The following is a 17,965-nucleotide window of genomic DNA, read 5'->3' on the forward strand; positions in this document are numbered from 1 at the left end:
GCATTGCGACAGAGGGTACTGCTAAAGAAATGGGAGTGTACTCTTTTTCATTACATAGACAAGCGGTGATACTATAAAATAAAATCCGTCATGGAGCGCACAATGATTTCACCTGGAGTTTTAGGAACAAGGAACTCTTCAGAGGGCTCGTGTTGATAAAAGCTGACCACTTTTGGAATCCCTGGAAGCAAATCAAAAAAGTTATCAGAAAAGACACCATCGTATTCAGACGACAACCAAACCTGCTTCGCCAAGCCATCCGTCGCCAATCTATATTGTGTTCCATCAGTCCCTTTTATTGGCTCTAGGCTTATTGTGGGATGAGGGAGATTGAGCTGCTTTGTTGGAACAAAATAATGTTCCTTTGACTCTACTCTTCTCCTATTTGTCTCTAAAACGATGGAGAGTAGCGTTTCCTGTGCGGAATGCCCGCCCAGAATGTCACCGTTGACTCGGCTCCAAATCTTTTGCGAAGTATTAGCAGGAATGGAAACAGCCTCATGCCATTCGTCAAGTACGTTTCCATTAAAATCAAGCAGTTTAATGATCACCTGCCCTGCCTCGTCCTCCCACGCATCCGATACGATGTAAAGATCAACGCGTTCCTCTCTACCATCTACGGATAAAATCACTTCTTTAAAGCTGTTTTTGGCATAATATTGAAGGGCCTTCCAGCGCCCATAATAATCCATACTCGACCATGAGGCAACAGGCCAGCAATCGTTCATTTGCCAATAAAGGCTGCCCATCGTATATGGCATCCTTCTCCTGTGTGCTTCAATCGCCATTTTAATAGCTTCTGCCTGCTGAACTTGACTCATATATAAGAAAGAAGGAAAATCTTTAGCCTCTGGAAAATACTGTTCCATGTACTCCTTGATCAAACGATTGCCTGCACCATTTTTCTGATGCTGAAGCATGACCTCGGATTCTAAAGCCATATCTGCTTCTTCAGCATAGGTGCGTACCGTTCTTTCCTCAGGAAAGGATTGAAAGCCATATTCACTCATGAATCGACCAATTTGCACATTATAATTTTCAAAGGGCTCGACATTATGCCAGACTCCCCAATAATGGATATCGCCATGCGAGGAATCATTCGTTGCATGTTGCTCTTTGTTATTGGTCAACGCTTGAAGCGGTGAAGACGGCCAGTAATCGACGCCAGGTGCTAAGCGTTCGATTGTCTCAGGAAGCAGACGATGAAAAATCGCTTCATAATCCTGCCAAATTTTTTCTCTCAGTTCAGGCTCATATTGCTCCTTCCATCCCCAGCCTGCCTTCTCATCATATTGAGACCACGCTGTATCCATTTCATTATTGCCACACCATAAAGCAATAGAAGGATGGTTGCGCAGTCTTTTTATATTTTCCTCTGCTTCAAGTCTAATATTTTCAAGGAAAGCCGTATCCCCAGGATACATGCTACAAGCGAACATGAAGTCCTGCCAGATTAAAATGCCGTATTCATCACAAAGCTCATAAAAAGCATCGGCTTCATAAATGCCCCCGCCCCATACGCGAAGCATATTCATATTCGCTGCCACAGCACTGAGAATTTCGTATTTATAGCGCTCACGCGTCACTTCTGAGAGAAAACTATCATTCGGTATATGATTGGCACCCTTAGCGAACACTGGGCGACCATTAAGTTCAAAATAAAACGATGATCCAGAGTCATCCGGCATGCGAACGAGCTTTAATGACCTCAATCCTGTCTTAACAGATCGCGAGGATACGTGTCGATTTCCTTTCCGGCACTCCGCAGTAAATGTATACAGATGCTGTTCGCCAAGCCCATTACTCCACCATAGCTTTGGCTTGTTAATAGCAACTTTCATTTCCAGCACATGGCTCCCTTGTTCCAGGGCAACCTGTTTCTCAATGAAAAGAGCCTCTGCCCGCAGTTGAAGCATGCCTTCAAAACGATCTGCAACCTCCACTTCAACAAGGGCAGTCATCAAAGCCTCGGTGGGGGTGACATCGTCTTGTTTGATGTATAAATCAGTGATGCGTGCTTCATTCCATCCCTGAATACTTACCGGCTTCCATATCCCACTGGTTACAAAGCGCGGACCCCAGTCCCAACCAAAATGATAGGGGGCCTTTCGTGAAAAGACACTGACTTTCCGATCCCCAATACCGCCAATTTCTGAAACATCGTTGGTTGCTGGCAAGTCGTATCCCTGTTGAGCAAGCTTTACCAATCCTTTATGGATAGGAGAATAAAAATACACATTAAGTGCATTGTCCTCCTTTTTTAGGAGGGATTTAATATCGACACGCCACGAGCGAAACATATTATCTGCCGCTAGAATCTTGTGTCCATTCAAATACACATCAGCATAAGTATCCAATCCAGCAAAGAACAGTTCTACACGGTCATGTGCTAACAAGTCCTCGGATACAGCAAATGTTGTTCGATATTGCCAATCCTTCTTATCAATCCACTGAAGCTCACGCTCGTTTGTCCCATAAAAGGGGGCTGGAATTTGCTGATTGTTTAATAGATCTGTATGGACACACCCTGGGACCTGTGCAGGTAACCATTCCTGGGAATCACTGGCTTTAAACGTCCAATCTTGCAATGCCACATTCGTCTCGGTCATAGTCTTACGCTCCTTTTTTGTCATCTATTATTGAAATGAAAAAGCCTAGCTGAGAAACCTGCGATATTCAGTTGGTGTCATCATAGTCAGCTGTTTAAATACTTGGACAAAATATTTATAGTTTTGATAGCCCACCTGCTCGGCAATTGCGGTTACCTTATCAGAGGTTTCCTCCAACAAGCTTTTCGCCTTTTCTACGCGGAGGTGGTTCAAGTATTCGTTAAAGCTCATGTGAGTATACTGCTTAAAGAGCACACTGAAATAGTTTGGCGAAATATTGATATAATCTGCTACCTCAGTCGCCTTCACATCATATTTATAATAATCTTGAATATAACTCATCGCTCGATCAATTAACCAGTGATGGTGATTTTTTTGATCAGGATGAAGCCATGCAAAAATAAGCCGCATATCCTCTTCAAACAAAGCCTTTAGGGACTCATAGGAATTATGGCGATGCACATTCACCTCTTGGGTAAAGGCAAGCTCAAGAGTTGAAACATCATAATGGGAAGACCTTTGCCCATAAAGCTTTCCTATACGTTTTTCTATAGCATGACAGCACTTACAAACCTCTGTTAACAAAAACCGCTGTTGTTTCAGATAAGCAAAAAGGACCTCAATCCCTTCATTGAGTTCTTTAGCTTCAGCAGCTTGGAGCGGTCTGATGACCGCTTCTTCTAATTCGTGTGGCAATTCTTTGCTCTCTTCCCTTATTCTACTTTCTTCAGTTAAAACAGAGTAGGTGCCTTCTTCAATATATAATTTTTCTAAGGCATAAACCATTTTCATTTTCACTTCTGGAAGCCTCTTAATAGGGATAATCTGATTGGACACAATAAAATGAAAGCGCAAATGACTCTCCAAAGACACCTTTAACTGCTCAATGATTTTCAACATATTTGGGGTCTTGTCATTTAAACAATAAATACATGTAAGCAAAAGATTATCCTCAATATACAGAGACGCACAGCTAGATCCCCTTTGATCAACGAGGCTGGAAATCAAGGTTTGCCACTGGTCAAAATGCCGCTGGTGGGCGCTGTCCTGCAATTCTCTAGTGAGCTGAGCCCCTTGCTTCATACTGCTCAATATCGGTAAAACAGAAAGAGTCCCTATATCAAATGATGGCGAGGCGTGTTCAAATGGCGTAGCAAATAAAACATGCGCCATGACATCTTTCATCTGTAATTGATTGAACTGTTGACGGGCTGATTGCTCAGAGACAATGGTTTTTTTGACTTTATCTACGGTCTGAAGAAGTTCATCGACATCAACAGGCTTTAATAAATAATCTTTTACCCCTAAGCGTATCGCTGTTTTTGCATAGTCAAATTCATCATAGCCACTTAGCATAATGACTTTTGGGGCATTCGGTCGATTTTGCAGCTGCTCAGCGAGCTCAAGTCCATCCATGATCGGCATCTTAACATCCGTAAGCACGATCTGAACCTCCGCATACTGTCGGACTTTTTCCAGAGCTTCTCGCCCGTTGCTGGCGACATCAACAATCTCAATGCCGTAAGTATCCCATGGAATGGTTTCACGCAATCCTTGGATAATAATAGGCTCATCATCCACTATGATCATTTTCATCATTCATATCACCTGCCCCTTTATAAAGGCTTTGGATTTCGGACGGCTGAGTTAATAGTGGCATTTGAAGCTGCAACCAGGTTCCCTGTTGATCCATTTTTAGCCATTTCAACCCATACTCTGGTCCAAACGCTAATACTAAGCGATCCTGTAAATTTTTAAGGGCGTGTCCTTCATTACTTGCCACCTTTTCTAAAAAGAGGTCCTTGTTCATCCCCATACCATTATCCATGACATCAATATATAATGTGTGTCCAACAGGATAACAGCGAATATCAATGACTTTTTCAGCTTGCTGATTCTCGAAACCATGCTTAATAGAATTTTCAACAAGAGGTTGAATAATCTGCTTCATAATATAAACATCATGAATGCTTTGATCTACCGTCACATGATATGTCAGTGAGCCGCCCATCCGCTGATTTTGCAGATCAAGATAGCTTTTGACAAATGTACATTCATCTTCTAAATGAATGTACAAAGCACTTCCTCTTAAACTATTTCGAAAAATCCTTGATAAGCGTTCGATAAGATGACTCGTTTCTGGTGCTTGCTCTAGCCGAGCCTTCCAGCGAATCATATCTAATGTATTGTATAAGAAATGTGGATCAATCTGACTTTGCAACGCCTTTAATTCAGATTCCTTTTGTCTGATCTTTAATTTGTATTCCTGGTTAATATGATTCTGGATGGTCTCCACCATATGGTTAAAGCGAATCCCCAATTTACCAATCTCATCTTTAACAACGACGGGGACATGAACAGAAAAGTCCTTCTGCTCCAATTGTTTCGTTGAGTGCGTAAGAGCAATAATCCGGCGAATATCTGAAAAATAATAGCCAACTAATGCGATAAGCCCCAATAAAATTAAAATGATAAAGGTATCTCTCATCAATTCACGGATATGAATTAAGGATTGATCAATCTTATTCTTGCTCACAAGTGCCACTAAGTACCAATCGATCCCCTTGACCTTTTTTGATACGGCCAAATAATGGTGACCTTGAGCCTTATAGTTAAAATTGACCTGATTATCCTTTAAAATTGTCTGTTGCAGCTGTTGGAGATCGCTGTCGCTAAACGCCTCACTCTTATTTCCTTGGATCATCACATCGCCAGCCTGACTCATCAAAAAGACTGTTCCTTGTCTTTGTAAAGCGGGAATCTGGATCAGCTTTTTCAACTCAGAAACGTTGAGACGAATGCGCATGAACCCAATGGGATGCTTGATATTATTAAAGTCATTGATCACCCGTGATAAACTAATTACATTGACTCTACCATCAATCCCTTTGGACAGTTCATAGGCATCACTCCACACAATGCCGCCTTCCTTCTTAGAGGCTAAGCGATCCCATTTGGATTCATCGCCCGAAACAGGATCGCCCATTTCCACAACATTGCCCCCTTCACCTTTTAAATAAAAGGAACTGATATAGTCCTTAGACATGAGCTGGAAGGTTAAATATCCCTTAATATTTTCTAAGCTTTGTTGCGCCGATAAGTCATTGATTTTACTTTCCGGTGTCATCATAAAATTACGAAAGTCTTCATTATAAATGGTATATAATGAGACATTTTCCATATCTTCAATGATCGATGTGAGATTGCCTTCAATCTTATCCACTGTTCCTTTGGTCGATTCTACCGTTTGTGCTTGAAATGATTGATCCATCTTATGATAGATATACATTCCAAAACCAATCGTCGGCAATGTCACTAATACCGCAAACATAATCAAAAACTTATATTTAAGACTTATGTGTAAAAAAGGGAGTTTGCTTAGCATCTTCTCAGCCCCAACTTTTCACGCCATTTAACCCTTCACCGCACCTGCTGTCATCCCTTTAACAAGCTCCTTCTCTAATAAGAGATAGACGATAAGAATGGGCACAAGTGCCATGGTGAGCCCTGCGAACTGAGCGACATAATTCGTCACATGATCACCGGCAAAATTCTGCAATCCTAAGGGCAGCGTTTGCAATTTCGGGTTATTAATTAATACTAGCGCAAAAACGAATTCGTTCCAATTGTTAATGAAGCTTAAAATCACAACGGTTGCGATAGCGGGACGCGTCATAGGTAAGATAATCGCCCAAAAGATTCTTAATATCCCTGCACCATCCATAATCGCTGATTCTTCAATATCCTTTGGAAAGCTTCTCATGAAGCTGACAAGTAAGAAGATTGTAATCGGTAGATTAAAAGCGACATAAGGAAAAATCAGAGAAAGACGTGTGTTCAATATGCCGAGCTTTGACATTAAGATAAACATTGGAACCAGGGTCGCATGAATAGGAACAAGCAAGCCAAAAATGAAGAAGTTATAAATGGTTTTACTCATTTTAAAATCAAAGCGGGCGATAAAGTAAGCGGCTAATGCCCCAAATAGTACCGTGATGATCACAGCGACAACCGAAACAACAATACTGTTCCAAAAATACTCGCCAAAATTTGCGGTATGCCATGCATCAATATAATTTTGGAAATGTAGACTATGTGGTAAGCCAAGCTTATCCACAGCATACTCTTTAGTGGTTTTAAAGGAATTTAAAATCATCCAGAGAATCGGATAGGCGTTCACAATGGCAAAAAGGATTAAAACAACATAAATTAAAGTCATTTTGATTTTTCGATTAGAATATGTTTCCATTTTCGATCCCCCTATACAGCACTTTTACCGATGAGTTTATTTAACACTAAGATAAGCACAAGACCAAAAATGAAGATAAAGACAGAAATGGCACTTCCGTAGCCAAATTGTAGCGATTGAAAGGTTTTATTGTACATATACAAAGCGGAAACATCTGTTGCGTGGTTAGGTCCTCCGCTTGTCATGACATAGATTTGGTCGAATGTTTTCAGACTTCCTGATATTGCCAGCACAAGGGCGGCTGTAATGGTATCCTTCATCATGGGTAGAATAATCTTCCATGTCTTGCTCCATTCCGTTGCCCCATCGATTTCAGCTGCCTCAAGGATCTCTCTTGGAATATTTTGCAGTGCTGCTAGAAAAATAATCATATAGAGACCAATAAACTGCCAAATAATAGTTACACAGACTGAAATCATGGCCAGATGCTCATTGCCTAGCCAATTCTGCGTCCAGCTTTGTAGACCAACGGCCCGCAATAATTCATTCAATAGACCGTCCTCTGAGTTATAGATTAAGCTCCATGTGAGCGAGACAACAACAGAGGAAAGGACAACTGGCATAAAACCAATCGTTCTAAAAAACTTGGCTCCCTTTAGCTTGCGATTCAAGAGTAAAGCAAAAAGAAGGGCCAAGGAAAGCTGACCTATAACAGAGGCTAAGATGACATAAACATTATTCTTTAAAGAATGCCAAAACAGCTGGTCTTTAAAAAGCTCCTTAAAATTGTCCAATCCGACGTACTGCATAGGGGAAAAGCCATCCCATTTCATAAAAGAATAATAGAATGAGATGATGATCGGAACTATTGCAAAACCGATATATATTAATAAAGCAGGGCCGAGACCAAGAACGATCCCCCACTTGGCTTTCGTATCTATTTTCATAGTTTCTTCTCACTCCTTCACTCAAACTCGGACTAAAATGCCTTATCTCATGTAAAGGCAAGGGGAGTCAAACTGATTTTGCTCTATAAATTTGACGCCATTGCTATCACGATTAGAAAGATACCAGACTGCAGAATCTAAAAGACATCCTGCAGTCTGAACAGCTATTACAGCAACTTATTGATTCACTTGACTTTGCATTTCTTTCGCGAGTTTTTCAGGAGTCATTGAGCCCGTTAATATTCCTTGTAGACCATTGTTCAATGTCTGAGTAAGTTCTGCCGGCAACACACCATCATAGACCGGCGCGGTACCTCCCTCGGTGGCTTGATAAGCCTCTTTAAAGAGTGGATCCGTATCCTTTGGAAGATCAACCTTTGCAGGGATAAGTAAACCAGCTTTTAACAAATCCTCATAAAGGTCTTTGCTGTAGAAATACTTTAAAAATTCTAAAGCGGCCTTTTTCTTTGCACCAGATAGATTGCTGTTAATACCTAATCCTACAGCACCAACACCTGATACTTTTGTCGGGTCTCCTTTACCCCCTTCAAAGGCTGGCATGCGCGCTGTTCCAATGTGTTTGTCCTTTGATTTTTTATCCAATAAGCCAGTAGTTGACCAAGAACCAGAAATGAAGATCGCACTCTTGCCTTGAACAAAGTTATCCATCGCTTGATCATCATTAATTGTATTCACATCTTTATTAAAGGCCTGCATATCATTAAGTTCCTTAACCACGTTAAGGGCTTTAACAAAACCTGGATCAGTAAATTTGGCTTTACCAGCCAATACCTTTGGTAAATAATCACTTCCTGTAATTCTGTCAGCAATCATTGACACATAGATGGATTGAAGTGGCCATTGTGGCTTGTTTCCCAATTCAATGGGGGTAATCCCTTCCGCCTTTAATTTCTTAATCAAGGTTTTAAAATCAGAATAGGTCGTTGGAAACTGGTCATAGCCTACCTTTTTAATCATATCCTTGTCATAGAAAACAAGGTTTGTATAACTTACCGATGTCGGAATTGCGTATTGTTTACCATCGACTGCAAAGTCTTTTAAAGTATTTTCATTGATTAACTTACCTTTCAAATCATCTGTTAACGAATCGATAGGAGCCATGGCGCCCCCTTTAACGATAGGCTCTAATTCCGAACCTGGCCAGACTTGAAAAATATCCGGCAGCTGTTTCCCAGCAGCTCGTGTTTTTAACTTTGTTCTATAGTTATCACTATCTGTTGTTTCTGTTTTAATCGTGATGTCAGGGTGGGAATCATTAAATTTCTTAACACGTTCATTGTAAAGTCGTGTGTCTGATGTATCGCCAGACCAAGCATTCCATAAGGTGAGTGTGACCTTTCCATCCTTACTTGCACCATTTGAATCATTGCTTCCACAGGCAGATAGAGCAAAAACTAAGACAACGCCTAATAACAATAAACTCCAGCTTTTTTTCATCTTGAAGACCATAGGATTTCCCCCTTTATTTTTATAAACCGCTTTCACAAACCTATTGTATCCGCATACATGCAAACTGGAAATACAATAAATTTACTATAATATCCACTTTTTTAAGAGGTTTGTAACCACTTTCAAGCCATCCTATCATTTTAAATGAATTGGAAGCAATTGTGGATTTAAAAAAAACGACTTAAAAGCGTGCCCTTTCCTTATCTGGGTGCAGAGCATCATCAGATATGGAAGATGCTCATTGCGTGGTCAAATGGGTTGGAGCGCAAGGCGCGAGAGGCCTTCGGAAACCGGGCGAGGGTAACTTCACGAATAACCGATGCGTTGTTCCGAGGAAGCTGACGACAAAGCATATCTAAAAGTCGCAGGAACAGGAGCTTCTTGATCATAAATACTTGGGAATCCTTAAAAAACTTTATCTAAGCGTCTCACATTTTCAAAGAAATTCAGCTCAGGCACGTGCATTTCTACTTTTTTGTCCCCTTAGAAAACTTGGCTTGCACCACTGCACCACTTCGCTGGTACTCCTGATGTGATTTTTGCCAATCACACACTTAGGGTGCCCGCAAACCTTAGAAGGCGAAAGCCAGTGACACTTATACTCTCTTCCTTTGAGAGCGTCAGCGAAATTATACATTCTGATAGTAAAAAAAGCCAACGAGTGTTGCCCACTCATCAGCTTTGATCACTTTTCTAAATTACAATGCACAAAACTTGTATAAACGTGATTGATAGTCACCTTCGTAGGGAGATGAGCGTGTCGCAGGACGATCCATTTCTAACCCCGCAAACATTAATTCATCTCCATGATAGATGTCTTCTCCCCCTTCCAAACGATAGGTCAAGCTTGGATCTAATCCAGTGAGTTTCACCTTAGGGAAACGTGCATTTGGCTGCGCCAATTCTTGATAATAACCTAAAATCGCCTGCTTCTTATCCTCTGAAACAACCAGCCAACTTGTTAGACCGTCCTTTTCAAAGGGGCTGAGAAGGCGGTAAAAGCGGCCAAATTGAAGCAAAGCGCGATTGGCTTTAAAAAATATAATTTGATCTTTAACACGTTCTTGCTCCTCTTTTGTTAACCCATTAAGATCGAGTTCATAGCCAAATGCGCCAAAATAAGCGACGTTAGCCCTTGTCTCCAAACTGGTAACTCGCTTGACTTGATGATTAGGGACTGCCGAGACATGGGCCCCCATTGATGAAAGCGGATAGACCATTGATGAGCCGTACTGAATTTTTAATCGCTCCACTGCATCTGTATCATCACTTGTCCATGCTTGCGGGGCATAATAGAGAAGACCTGGATCAAAGCGCGCCCCGCCACTTGCACAGGATTCGAATAAAATATCTGGATACCTTGATCTCAAACGCTCGTACAAGTCATAGACACCTAGAATATAGCGATGGGCGACCTCTTTCTGCCGCTTGGCTGATAAACAGGCAGAGCCGATCTCAGTCATGTGACGATTCATATCCCATTTGATATAAGAAATTGCCGCTTCATCCAAAATAGAGCACATCTGCTTAAAAATATAATCAACCACTTCAGTTCTAGAAAAATCAAGCACATATTGAAACCGGCCTTGTGAGGGCATTCGATCAGGCACACGAATGATCCAATCTGGATGATGCTTATAGAGTTCACTGACAGGGGACACCATTTCCGGCTCAAACCAAAGGCCAAATGTAAGACCCTTTTGGATGATCTTCTCTGCCAATCCCTTAATGCCATTCGGAAGCTTTTCTCGATTGACAAACCAATCGCCTAGCGAGCTGTGATCATTATCTCGCTTGCCAAACCAGCCATCATCTAAAACAAATAGCTCCACACCAAGGCTTTGTGCTGTATCGGCTATGTCCAAAATCTTTTCTTCATTAAAATCAAAATAAGTCGCTTCCCAGTTATTAATCAATACAGGGCGCTCACGATCTCGCCAGACACCCGAAGCCAGCCGTTTACTATAAAACTGCTGATAGGTCTGGCTCATGCCATTCATGCCTTCATCAGAATAGACACACACTACTTCAGGCGCCTGAAAGGAGTCCCCTTCTTCTAAGCACCAACTAAAATCAAAAGGATGAATGCCCAGCATTACCCGAGAAATATTATAATGATCCACCTCAACCTGCGCTAAGAAATTACCACTATACACTAAGCTAAAACCATAAATCTCTCCCTGATGTTCTGTAGTTTCCTCTCTTTTGAGAGCAATAAATGGATTATGCTGAGCGCTGCTCGCCCCACGGATACTAGAAATACTCTGAATCCCAGGCTGTAACCCTCGAGTTTTCACATATCTTTCTCTTCCCCAGGCGCCCGACAATTGCACAAGTTCATAGTCTGCATCAGACAAATCTACGCTTGCACTCAATACTCGATCAAGCAGTAGCGTCTGTTTGCCATGGTTGATCACCTTAACGTTACGTGTGAGTACGTTATACTGTTCAAAAATAGAATAAGATAGGAGACATTCCGCTTGGATGACAGCATCATACATAGAAATCAATAAAGTAGTTGCTTCATCTTCTGCTTCTACATAAGTTGCTGGCAACCCATCGAGCTTCGGTTTACCTTTAATAATATGGTGACTTTTATACTTAAAGTCAGTGATCCGACTGCCATTTACTTGGGCGATTTGAATAGCAGGATCTCTAAAGTCTGTTGTGCCATAAGAAGGAAACTCCTGTCTAATCGTCTCTAAGGAAAGCAAAGGATCATCGAGTTGAAACGTTGAAGCCGGCATCTCTTTTGGGCTAAAAAGGTGTGGAAATGCTTCACGATGCTGAAGGGCCTTTCCATAATACAAAGAGCCAAGCTGACCATTGTCTAGCACCTTAAAAATATAGCTTATCCGTTCATTTTGAAGATGAAATTCCTGAGTGGCTGCATTAAAATAGATGGGCATAATGAACCTCCAATCACATAACCTTTAAATGATCGTGACTTCCTGATAGTTTATAAATTAATTTAATTAAATATAAACTATCGCAAGAAGTAAACGCTGTCAATATAAACTCATATTTTTAGGCACAGTTTTTGAGCATGCCATGATCCCGAGAAAAGGAATAGGAGCAGCTCACTCACCACTGCCCCTGCATAGCTTGTATGATTTAAAAGAAGTGCCGTTACTTCCTATACATTTAGACCCTTACCAAGCGTAACTAGCCCTTTAATCCAGATGTGGCAATGCCTCTTGTAAGATGTTTTTGGAAAAACAAAAAGACAATAAAGACAGGAATTAAAGACAAAACAGACATCGCAAACATTTGCCCCCATTGACTTTGACCCTGCTGATCTAGAAAATTCTGTAGCCCTAAGGCAATCGTATATTTAGATGGAGAATTCAAATAGACGAGTTGACCAAAAAAGTCATTCCAGCTCCAATAAAAGCTAAAGATTGAAACCGTCACTAACGCTGGCTTAGTCAACGGAAGGATAATCCGCCAATAGATCTGAAACATATTACATCCATCTATTTTTGCTGCTTCATCTAAATCTTTTGGGATACCGCGTATGAATTGAATGCTTAAAAATGTAAAAAATGGTGAAGCGCCAATAAAACTCGGAATAGTGAGTGGATAATACGTGTTGATCCAATTCAGCTTATGAAAAATAATATATTGTGGAATTAAGGTGACCTGTGCTGGCAGCATCATCGTTACCATTAATATCGCAAAGAGCGTCTTCTTAAAGGGAAACTTTAAACGGGCAAAAGCAAAAGAAGTTAAAGAAGAAGTAAACAAGCTTCCGATCACAGATATAAAAGAAATGAAAATGGAATTGCGAAACATTGTACCAAAATTAATTTCTGGAAGTGCTGACCAGCCTTTAGTGTACTGAGAAATCATCCAGTGTGTCGGAAGAAGCTGCGATGAAAATATCTCAGATTCTGGTTTAAACGAACTGAACGCCATCCATATAATAGGATAAAGCATCAGGAGACCAAATAAGATGAGAAAGAGGTGAAGTACCCCTCGCGTCCATCGTCTAGTGTGCGGGTATGCCATCATCATGTTTATTCCTCCCCACTTTCATAATGCACCCAAAATTTTGAAGTGATAAAGAGTAGAGCAGTCAATATTCCTACCAAAATGAGTAATAACCAAGCGAGAGCTGAAGCATAGCCCATTTGGAAATCTGTGAAGGCTTTTTGATAAAGATACAAGGCAAAGAGAAGTGTAGAATTAATCGGCCCTCCATTGGTTATAACAAAAGCCTGTGTAAACTGCATAAAACCCTCAATAACTGCCATGATGAGATTAAAGAAAATGACTGGAGACAGCATAGGAATTGTAATTTTAAAGAATTGTTGTAGCTTTGATGCCCCATCTATTGCTGAAGCATCATAATAGGATTCCGGTATCTGCTGAAGACCTGCTAGAAAAATGACCATCGTCGATCCGAATTGCCACACAGATAATAAACTAATAACATAGAGAGCGTAATGAGGATCCCCTAGCCAAGCCGAACCATGAATACCAAATACATGCAGCGCTTTGTTAACGAGTCCTGTCTCCCCAAAAATATTTCTCCACATAATCGATATCGCAATACTTCCACCCATTAATGAAGGGATATAATAAGCAGCTCGATAAATGCCAATCCCCTTAATTTTTCTATTTAAAAGCAATGCCACAAATAAGGCGAAGGCTAACCTAAAAGGAACTGAAGAAACTACATAAATTGCGGTAACTCGCAAGGATGTAGTGAAATATTCATCTGCAGTTAATATCTGTTTATAATTGCTTAAACCTGCCCATTTTGGGTCCTGAAGCAAATTGAAGTGGGTAAAAGACAAGTAAAATGAAGCGATCATTGGTCCAATAGTTAAACCAACTAATCCAATAAGCCACGGGAGTAGAAACAGGGCTGCAGCTTTGTCATATTTTGGTGCTACACGTTTACGTAGCTTTGATTTTTTGATGGTTATTTCCGTATGCGTCGTCGCCATACTTAGATGCCCTCCTTTATACTATTTTCACTAGACCACTGACCTCATCCTATTATTTCTGAAGTCAGTGGAATGTGTCCTAACCTTATGCCGCAAAAATGATCGTCCATTATTAATTGGGATTATTTAATATCGTCTTTGCTTTAGTGAAAAATTCATTAGCCGCTTGTGTGGAAGATATTTTTCCAAAGGCATTTTTTTGAGTAATATTGCCAAATAGTGTCGTAATTTGAGAGGCAGCAGATGGCGCTAACGGTGACATTGGTCTTGCTACTTTAAGCTCAGCTTGAATCGCATTCCAAGCGGTCTCTTGATTTTTAGGAAGGGATTTGTGGACTGTTTCAGCAACCTTAGAAGATACCGGTACACCACGCTGCAGGCCAAGAATTTTACCAGCCGTTACATTGTTCGTCAGATAATTCACTAGCTCTTGAGCTTGCTTAGGATGCTTTGTTCCGGCATTGACTGACCAATACATGGTTGGCCGTGGATAATTGACCTCTTTTCCGTCATCTAGCGTTGGACTCATCATCATGCCTAAGGAATGCTTAAGATAAGATTCATAATCGGTGAAAACGGAGTCCCCAGAAAAGCCAAAATGAAAAGGAGTTTTTCCCGTTGCAAACGCATCGTTTCCTGTAGCAACATTGGCTTGTGAAGCAGTGAATGTTGCTGAGGGTGCTGCACCAGATTTACGCAGTTCGGCCCAGTAATCTAACCAATCGATGAGTGATTGTTGCTTAAATCCTAATTTACCGTTCGTTGTATACTCATTTTCGCCTTTACCACGTAAATAGTTTTGGAATGCTACTTCATCCCCCACTTCGTCTGAAGTGCCATACACACCATCCAGCTTTTGTTTAACCTGATTTGCCATTTGAGCAAATTGCGTCCAAGTGATTTGCTGATTCGGTTTAATTTCCACCCCAGCCTTTTTAAGGAGATTCGGATTGTAGAATACCGCAACCCCCTCAATACCAGAGGGAATACCATACAATTTTCCATTGATAACTCCGGTCTTTAATACCGTTGAATCTATTGACGCTGTTTTAATTATCTTTTTATCTAAAGGAAGAAGGGCACCTTTTTGTGCATAACCCGCTATGGTTGATACATCCTGCTGCATAACATCAGGACCATTCCCTCCACTAATTTGGGTCCCCATTTTTTCCCAGTACCCATTAAACCCTTGATAGGCTGTTTTCACTTCAATATTAGGATGAGCCTTCTCAAACTCTTTTATAGCTTTGATAGTCGCGTTGGCTCTAGGTGCACTCCCCCACCAAGCCATATTTAAAACGATCTTGCCACTAGAGGCACCGGAATCTGCCGAACAACCTGTTAATGTGAAACTAGCAATCAAAACGACTCCCATGACAAAATACCTCAACTTTTTCATTACTCCTAACCTCTCCTTTTTAGTAGAATTTCACATAGGCGAATTCTAGAGGTATTTTTCTATTCCGGTATAATGCCTACGTTTCACCTGACACAAAGCGTATTGTTAACGCTATATTCATCCACTTATCCTCAACAGCTAAAAGTCAGCGTTGTCATTATTTTAGAGGAGCTTGTATTTAACACTTTTCTTATACAAATTGACTAAGACCATTGATTCATCTCACGCACCCTTTTAAGGTCAACTTTCGGTTGACGCATCTCCGTCAATAAACCGTTAATTTCTTGCTGGACATCTGTAATTTGTGTGTAGCAATAGCCTGTGATGTAATCACACCCCTTTATAGCCTGGGTAATATTGCGATAGCGTTCAAAAAATTCCTCTTCATTGGTCACTTGATTCCCATAGCCCCAGCCACTTCCTTCATCAAAAGCGATACCACCATATTCACTAATAATGATCGGTTGCCCTGTATATTTATAGCCTTTAGCCAAGGCAAATTTATCACGATTATGGGCCACTTGATTTGTCACGATTTTTTCTTTATCCGCATACCTTTCAGTAAAAGCGGAACCTAATTCCTCATAATCATGAAGCGTGAGGATGTCCGAAATCGTATGCTCCCAGCCATCATTGACAATAACCGGACGCATAGGGTCAATCGCCTTTGTTAAGTGATAGATCGCTTCTGTAAATTTTTGCTGCTGTTTCTCGGTAAAAATACGACTCACGCCCCAAGACTCATTAAACGGTGTCCATGTGATAATTGAAGGATGATTATAATTTTGCCGTACAATATCAAGCCATTCTTTTGTAAAGCAATCCATAGCCTCATCTGAAAAGGTATACGTTGCCGCAACCTCTGACCAAACCAATAAGCCTTTTTTGTCACACCAATAAAGATAGCGAGGATCTTCAACCTTTTGATGCTTTCGCACGCCATTGAACCCCATCTCTAGTGTGCGATCAATATCTTCAATCAGGGCAGCTTCTGACGGTGGTGTTAAATGTGTCTCAGGCCAATAGCCCTGATCCAATATCAGCCTTTGATAAATCGGGGAGCCATTTAATAACACTTGACCATTTTCGATAGACACCTTACGCATGCCAAAATACGTATACACTTCATCGATAGCGGTTTCATTTTCAATTAAGGTCAACGTCACATCATAAAGATTAGGATGGTTAGGGTGCCAAAGCTTAACCTTCCATTCATCTGTGTCACTGCTTATGTTAATTGTCATCTCTGATGCCGATGTATCAACACTTTGAATGAACGTTTTTATTGTTTTTCCTTCAATTTGAATCTCTGTTTTTAGTGCTAAATTTGATTTTGCTTCAGCTCCTTTTACCTGATAGCCAATCGTAATTGAAGATGTATCAATGTCCGGTGTCATCTTAATGGACTGAAGATGCGTTGCATTGACAAATTCCATCCAAACGGTTTGCCAAATCCCAGTAGTCTGAACATACCAGCATCCAAAATTTTCAGCCATCCAGCGCTGCTTCCCTCTTGGCTGAGCGCAGCTATTGGAATCTTCGATCTTAACGACAAGCTCGTGTTCCACTGCCTGCGTTAAGGCTGCTGTGATATCAAAGGAGAAGCGTGTGTATCCTCCCTGATGTTGCCCGACAAAGGTGCCATCAACCCATACTTTTGTTATATAGTCTGACGCATTAAAATGTAAAATCGCCCGTTGATCACTCAGATGACTTGGGATTGCAAAGGAACGTCTGTACCATATATAGGGATGAAAGGTTTGTTCACCGATACCACTTGCCTTAGTTTCATAGGTAAAAGGAACTTTGATTTTCTTATCAAAATTTTGCTGAACATACCAATGCTCTTGTTCCCCTCGATTCTGATCATCAAATGCAAAATCCCATTCTCCATTAAGATTGAGCCATTCACTTCTTGCAAATTGCGGTGTTGGATGTGTTCTACAATCTTTCGATGCATTCGCCATTACCAAATCTCCTCTTTATTTTTATAATAAAAGTCTTATATCTAACTCCTGTCTATTTCCTGCTCTAGAATAAATAAGTATAGTAAGGATCCCTTTTGTTAAAAGCCAATCACTTATGCTGAGTATTTTTGCCCGCCTGCCTCCTTTTATCTTTTTGGAAATCTACACCACTCCAAGATAACGCTTACATTAATGGCCTAAAAGCAAATGTGATCTCTGATAAAAGTCCGTGTTACTAGAAGTTAAAAACAAATTCTCCACTTAAAAGTTTTGTGCTTCTTCCATCCTTTGTACGGTTATATTAATAAATTAAATTAATTTATTAATATAACTCCACATCACCACTTTCCACCTCCCTTTTGATTATATTTAATATAACACCTTTTATTGTTTTATTACAATATTTTTTTATAAAAAAAGTGAAAAGCA

Annotated in this window: 11 protein-coding genes; all 11 read right to left on the reverse strand. The window is 40.6% G+C overall.

What is annotated here, in order from left to right; translation table 11 throughout:
* Positions 1-71: 71 nt before the first annotated feature.
* Positions 72-2,609, reverse strand: a complete 2,538-nt coding sequence (locus IEW82_RS00270) for a beta-mannosidase (protein WP_188687699.1) — start codon at positions 2,607-2,609, stop codon at positions 72-74.
* Positions 2,610-2,654: 45 nt separating this feature from the next.
* Positions 2,655-4,208, reverse strand: a complete 1,554-nt coding sequence (locus IEW82_RS00275) for a response regulator transcription factor (protein WP_188687702.1) — start codon at positions 4,206-4,208, stop codon at positions 2,655-2,657.
* The gene (locus IEW82_RS00280) at positions 4,183-5,994 is read right to left on the reverse strand and encodes a cache domain-containing sensor histidine kinase (RefSeq protein WP_188687704.1); all 1,812 of its coding nucleotides are present in this window, start codon (positions 5,992-5,994) and stop codon (positions 4,183-4,185) included. The genes IEW82_RS00275 and IEW82_RS00280 overlap by 26 nt, the downstream gene beginning before the upstream one ends.
* 27 nt (positions 5,995-6,021) lie before the next feature.
* Positions 6,022-6,858: a carbohydrate ABC transporter permease gene (locus IEW82_RS00285; RefSeq protein ID WP_188687706.1), complete on the reverse strand. Its 837-nt coding sequence runs from the start codon at positions 6,856-6,858 to the stop codon at positions 6,022-6,024.
* Positions 6,859-6,869: 11 nt separating this feature from the next.
* The gene (locus tag IEW82_RS00290; protein ID WP_188687709.1) at positions 6,870-7,745 is read right to left on the reverse strand and encodes a carbohydrate ABC transporter permease; all 876 of its coding nucleotides are present in this window, start codon (positions 7,743-7,745) and stop codon (positions 6,870-6,872) included.
* 177 nt (positions 7,746-7,922) lie between these two features.
* The gene (locus IEW82_RS00295; protein ID WP_188687712.1) at positions 7,923-9,215 is read right to left on the reverse strand and encodes an extracellular solute-binding protein; all 1,293 of its coding nucleotides are present in this window, start codon (positions 9,213-9,215) and stop codon (positions 7,923-7,925) included.
* A 698-nt stretch (positions 9,216-9,913) separates the two neighbouring features.
* Positions 9,914-12,124 (reverse strand): alpha-galactosidase, encoded by a 2,211-nt coding sequence (locus IEW82_RS00300; RefSeq protein WP_188687714.1) that lies wholly within the window; start codon positions 12,122-12,124, stop codon positions 9,914-9,916.
* A gap of 256 nt (positions 12,125-12,380) precedes the next feature.
* Positions 12,381-13,232 carry a carbohydrate ABC transporter permease gene (locus IEW82_RS00305; RefSeq protein WP_229672135.1) on the reverse strand — a complete coding sequence of 284 codons (852 nt, stop codon included), beginning with the start codon at positions 13,230-13,232 and terminating at the stop codon, positions 12,381-12,383.
* 2 nt (positions 13,233-13,234) lie between these two features.
* Complete coding sequence (locus IEW82_RS00310; RefSeq protein ID WP_188687716.1) at positions 13,235-14,170, reverse strand: carbohydrate ABC transporter permease; 936 nt, start codon at positions 14,168-14,170, stop codon at positions 13,235-13,237.
* A gap of 112 nt (positions 14,171-14,282) precedes the next feature.
* A complete protein-coding gene (locus tag IEW82_RS00315; protein WP_188687718.1) occupies positions 14,283-15,569 on the reverse strand; it encodes an ABC transporter substrate-binding protein in 1,287 nt (428 codons plus the stop codon).
* A 203-nt stretch (positions 15,570-15,772) separates the two neighbouring features.
* Entirely contained in the window at positions 15,773-17,536 is a 1,764-nt protein-coding gene (locus IEW82_RS00320; RefSeq protein WP_188687721.1) for a glycoside hydrolase family 2 protein, read from the reverse strand.
* Between the last annotated feature and the right edge of the window lie 429 nt (positions 17,537-17,965).

It is taken from the genome of Pullulanibacillus camelliae (genome assembly GCF_014642655.1).
Taxonomy (GTDB): Bacteria; Bacillota; Bacilli; order Bacillales; family Sporolactobacillaceae; genus Pullulanibacillus; species Pullulanibacillus camelliae.

Excerpts from the sequence above, each read along its gene's own strand:
- IEW82_RS00270 (WP_188687699.1), bottom strand. The coding sequence starts at position 2,609 with ATGACCGAGACGAATGTGGCATTGCAAGATTGGACGTTTAAAGCCAGT.
- IEW82_RS00280 (WP_188687704.1), bottom strand. The coding sequence starts at position 5,994 with ATGCTAAGCAAACTCCCTTTTTTACACATAAGTCTTAAATATAAGTTT.
- IEW82_RS00290 (WP_188687709.1), bottom strand. The coding sequence starts at position 7,745 with ATGAAAATAGATACGAAAGCCAAGTGGGGGATCGTTCTTGGTCTCGGC.
- IEW82_RS00295 (WP_188687712.1), bottom strand. The coding sequence starts at position 9,215 with ATGGTCTTCAAGATGAAAAAAAGCTGGAGTTTATTGTTATTAGGCGTT.
- IEW82_RS00320 (WP_188687721.1), bottom strand. The coding sequence starts at position 17,536 with ATGGCGAATGCATCGAAAGATTGTAGAACACATCCAACACCGCAATTT.
- IEW82_RS00285 (WP_188687706.1), bottom strand. The coding sequence starts at position 6,858 with ATGGAAACATATTCTAATCGAAAAATCAAAATGACTTTAATTTATGTT.
- IEW82_RS00310 (WP_188687716.1), bottom strand. The coding sequence starts at position 14,170 with ATGGCGACGACGCATACGGAAATAACCATCAAAAAATCAAAGCTACGT.
- IEW82_RS00300 (WP_188687714.1), bottom strand. The coding sequence starts at position 12,124 with ATGCCCATCTATTTTAATGCAGCCACTCAGGAATTTCATCTTCAAAAT.
- IEW82_RS00315 (WP_188687718.1), bottom strand. The coding sequence starts at position 15,569 with ATGAAAAAGTTGAGGTATTTTGTCATGGGAGTCGTTTTGATTGCTAGT.
- IEW82_RS00275 (WP_188687702.1), bottom strand. The coding sequence starts at position 4,208 with ATGATGAAAATGATCATAGTGGATGATGAGCCTATTATTATCCAAGGA.
- IEW82_RS00305 (WP_229672135.1), bottom strand. The coding sequence starts at position 13,232 with ATGATGATGGCATACCCGCACACTAGACGATGGACGCGAGGGGTACTT.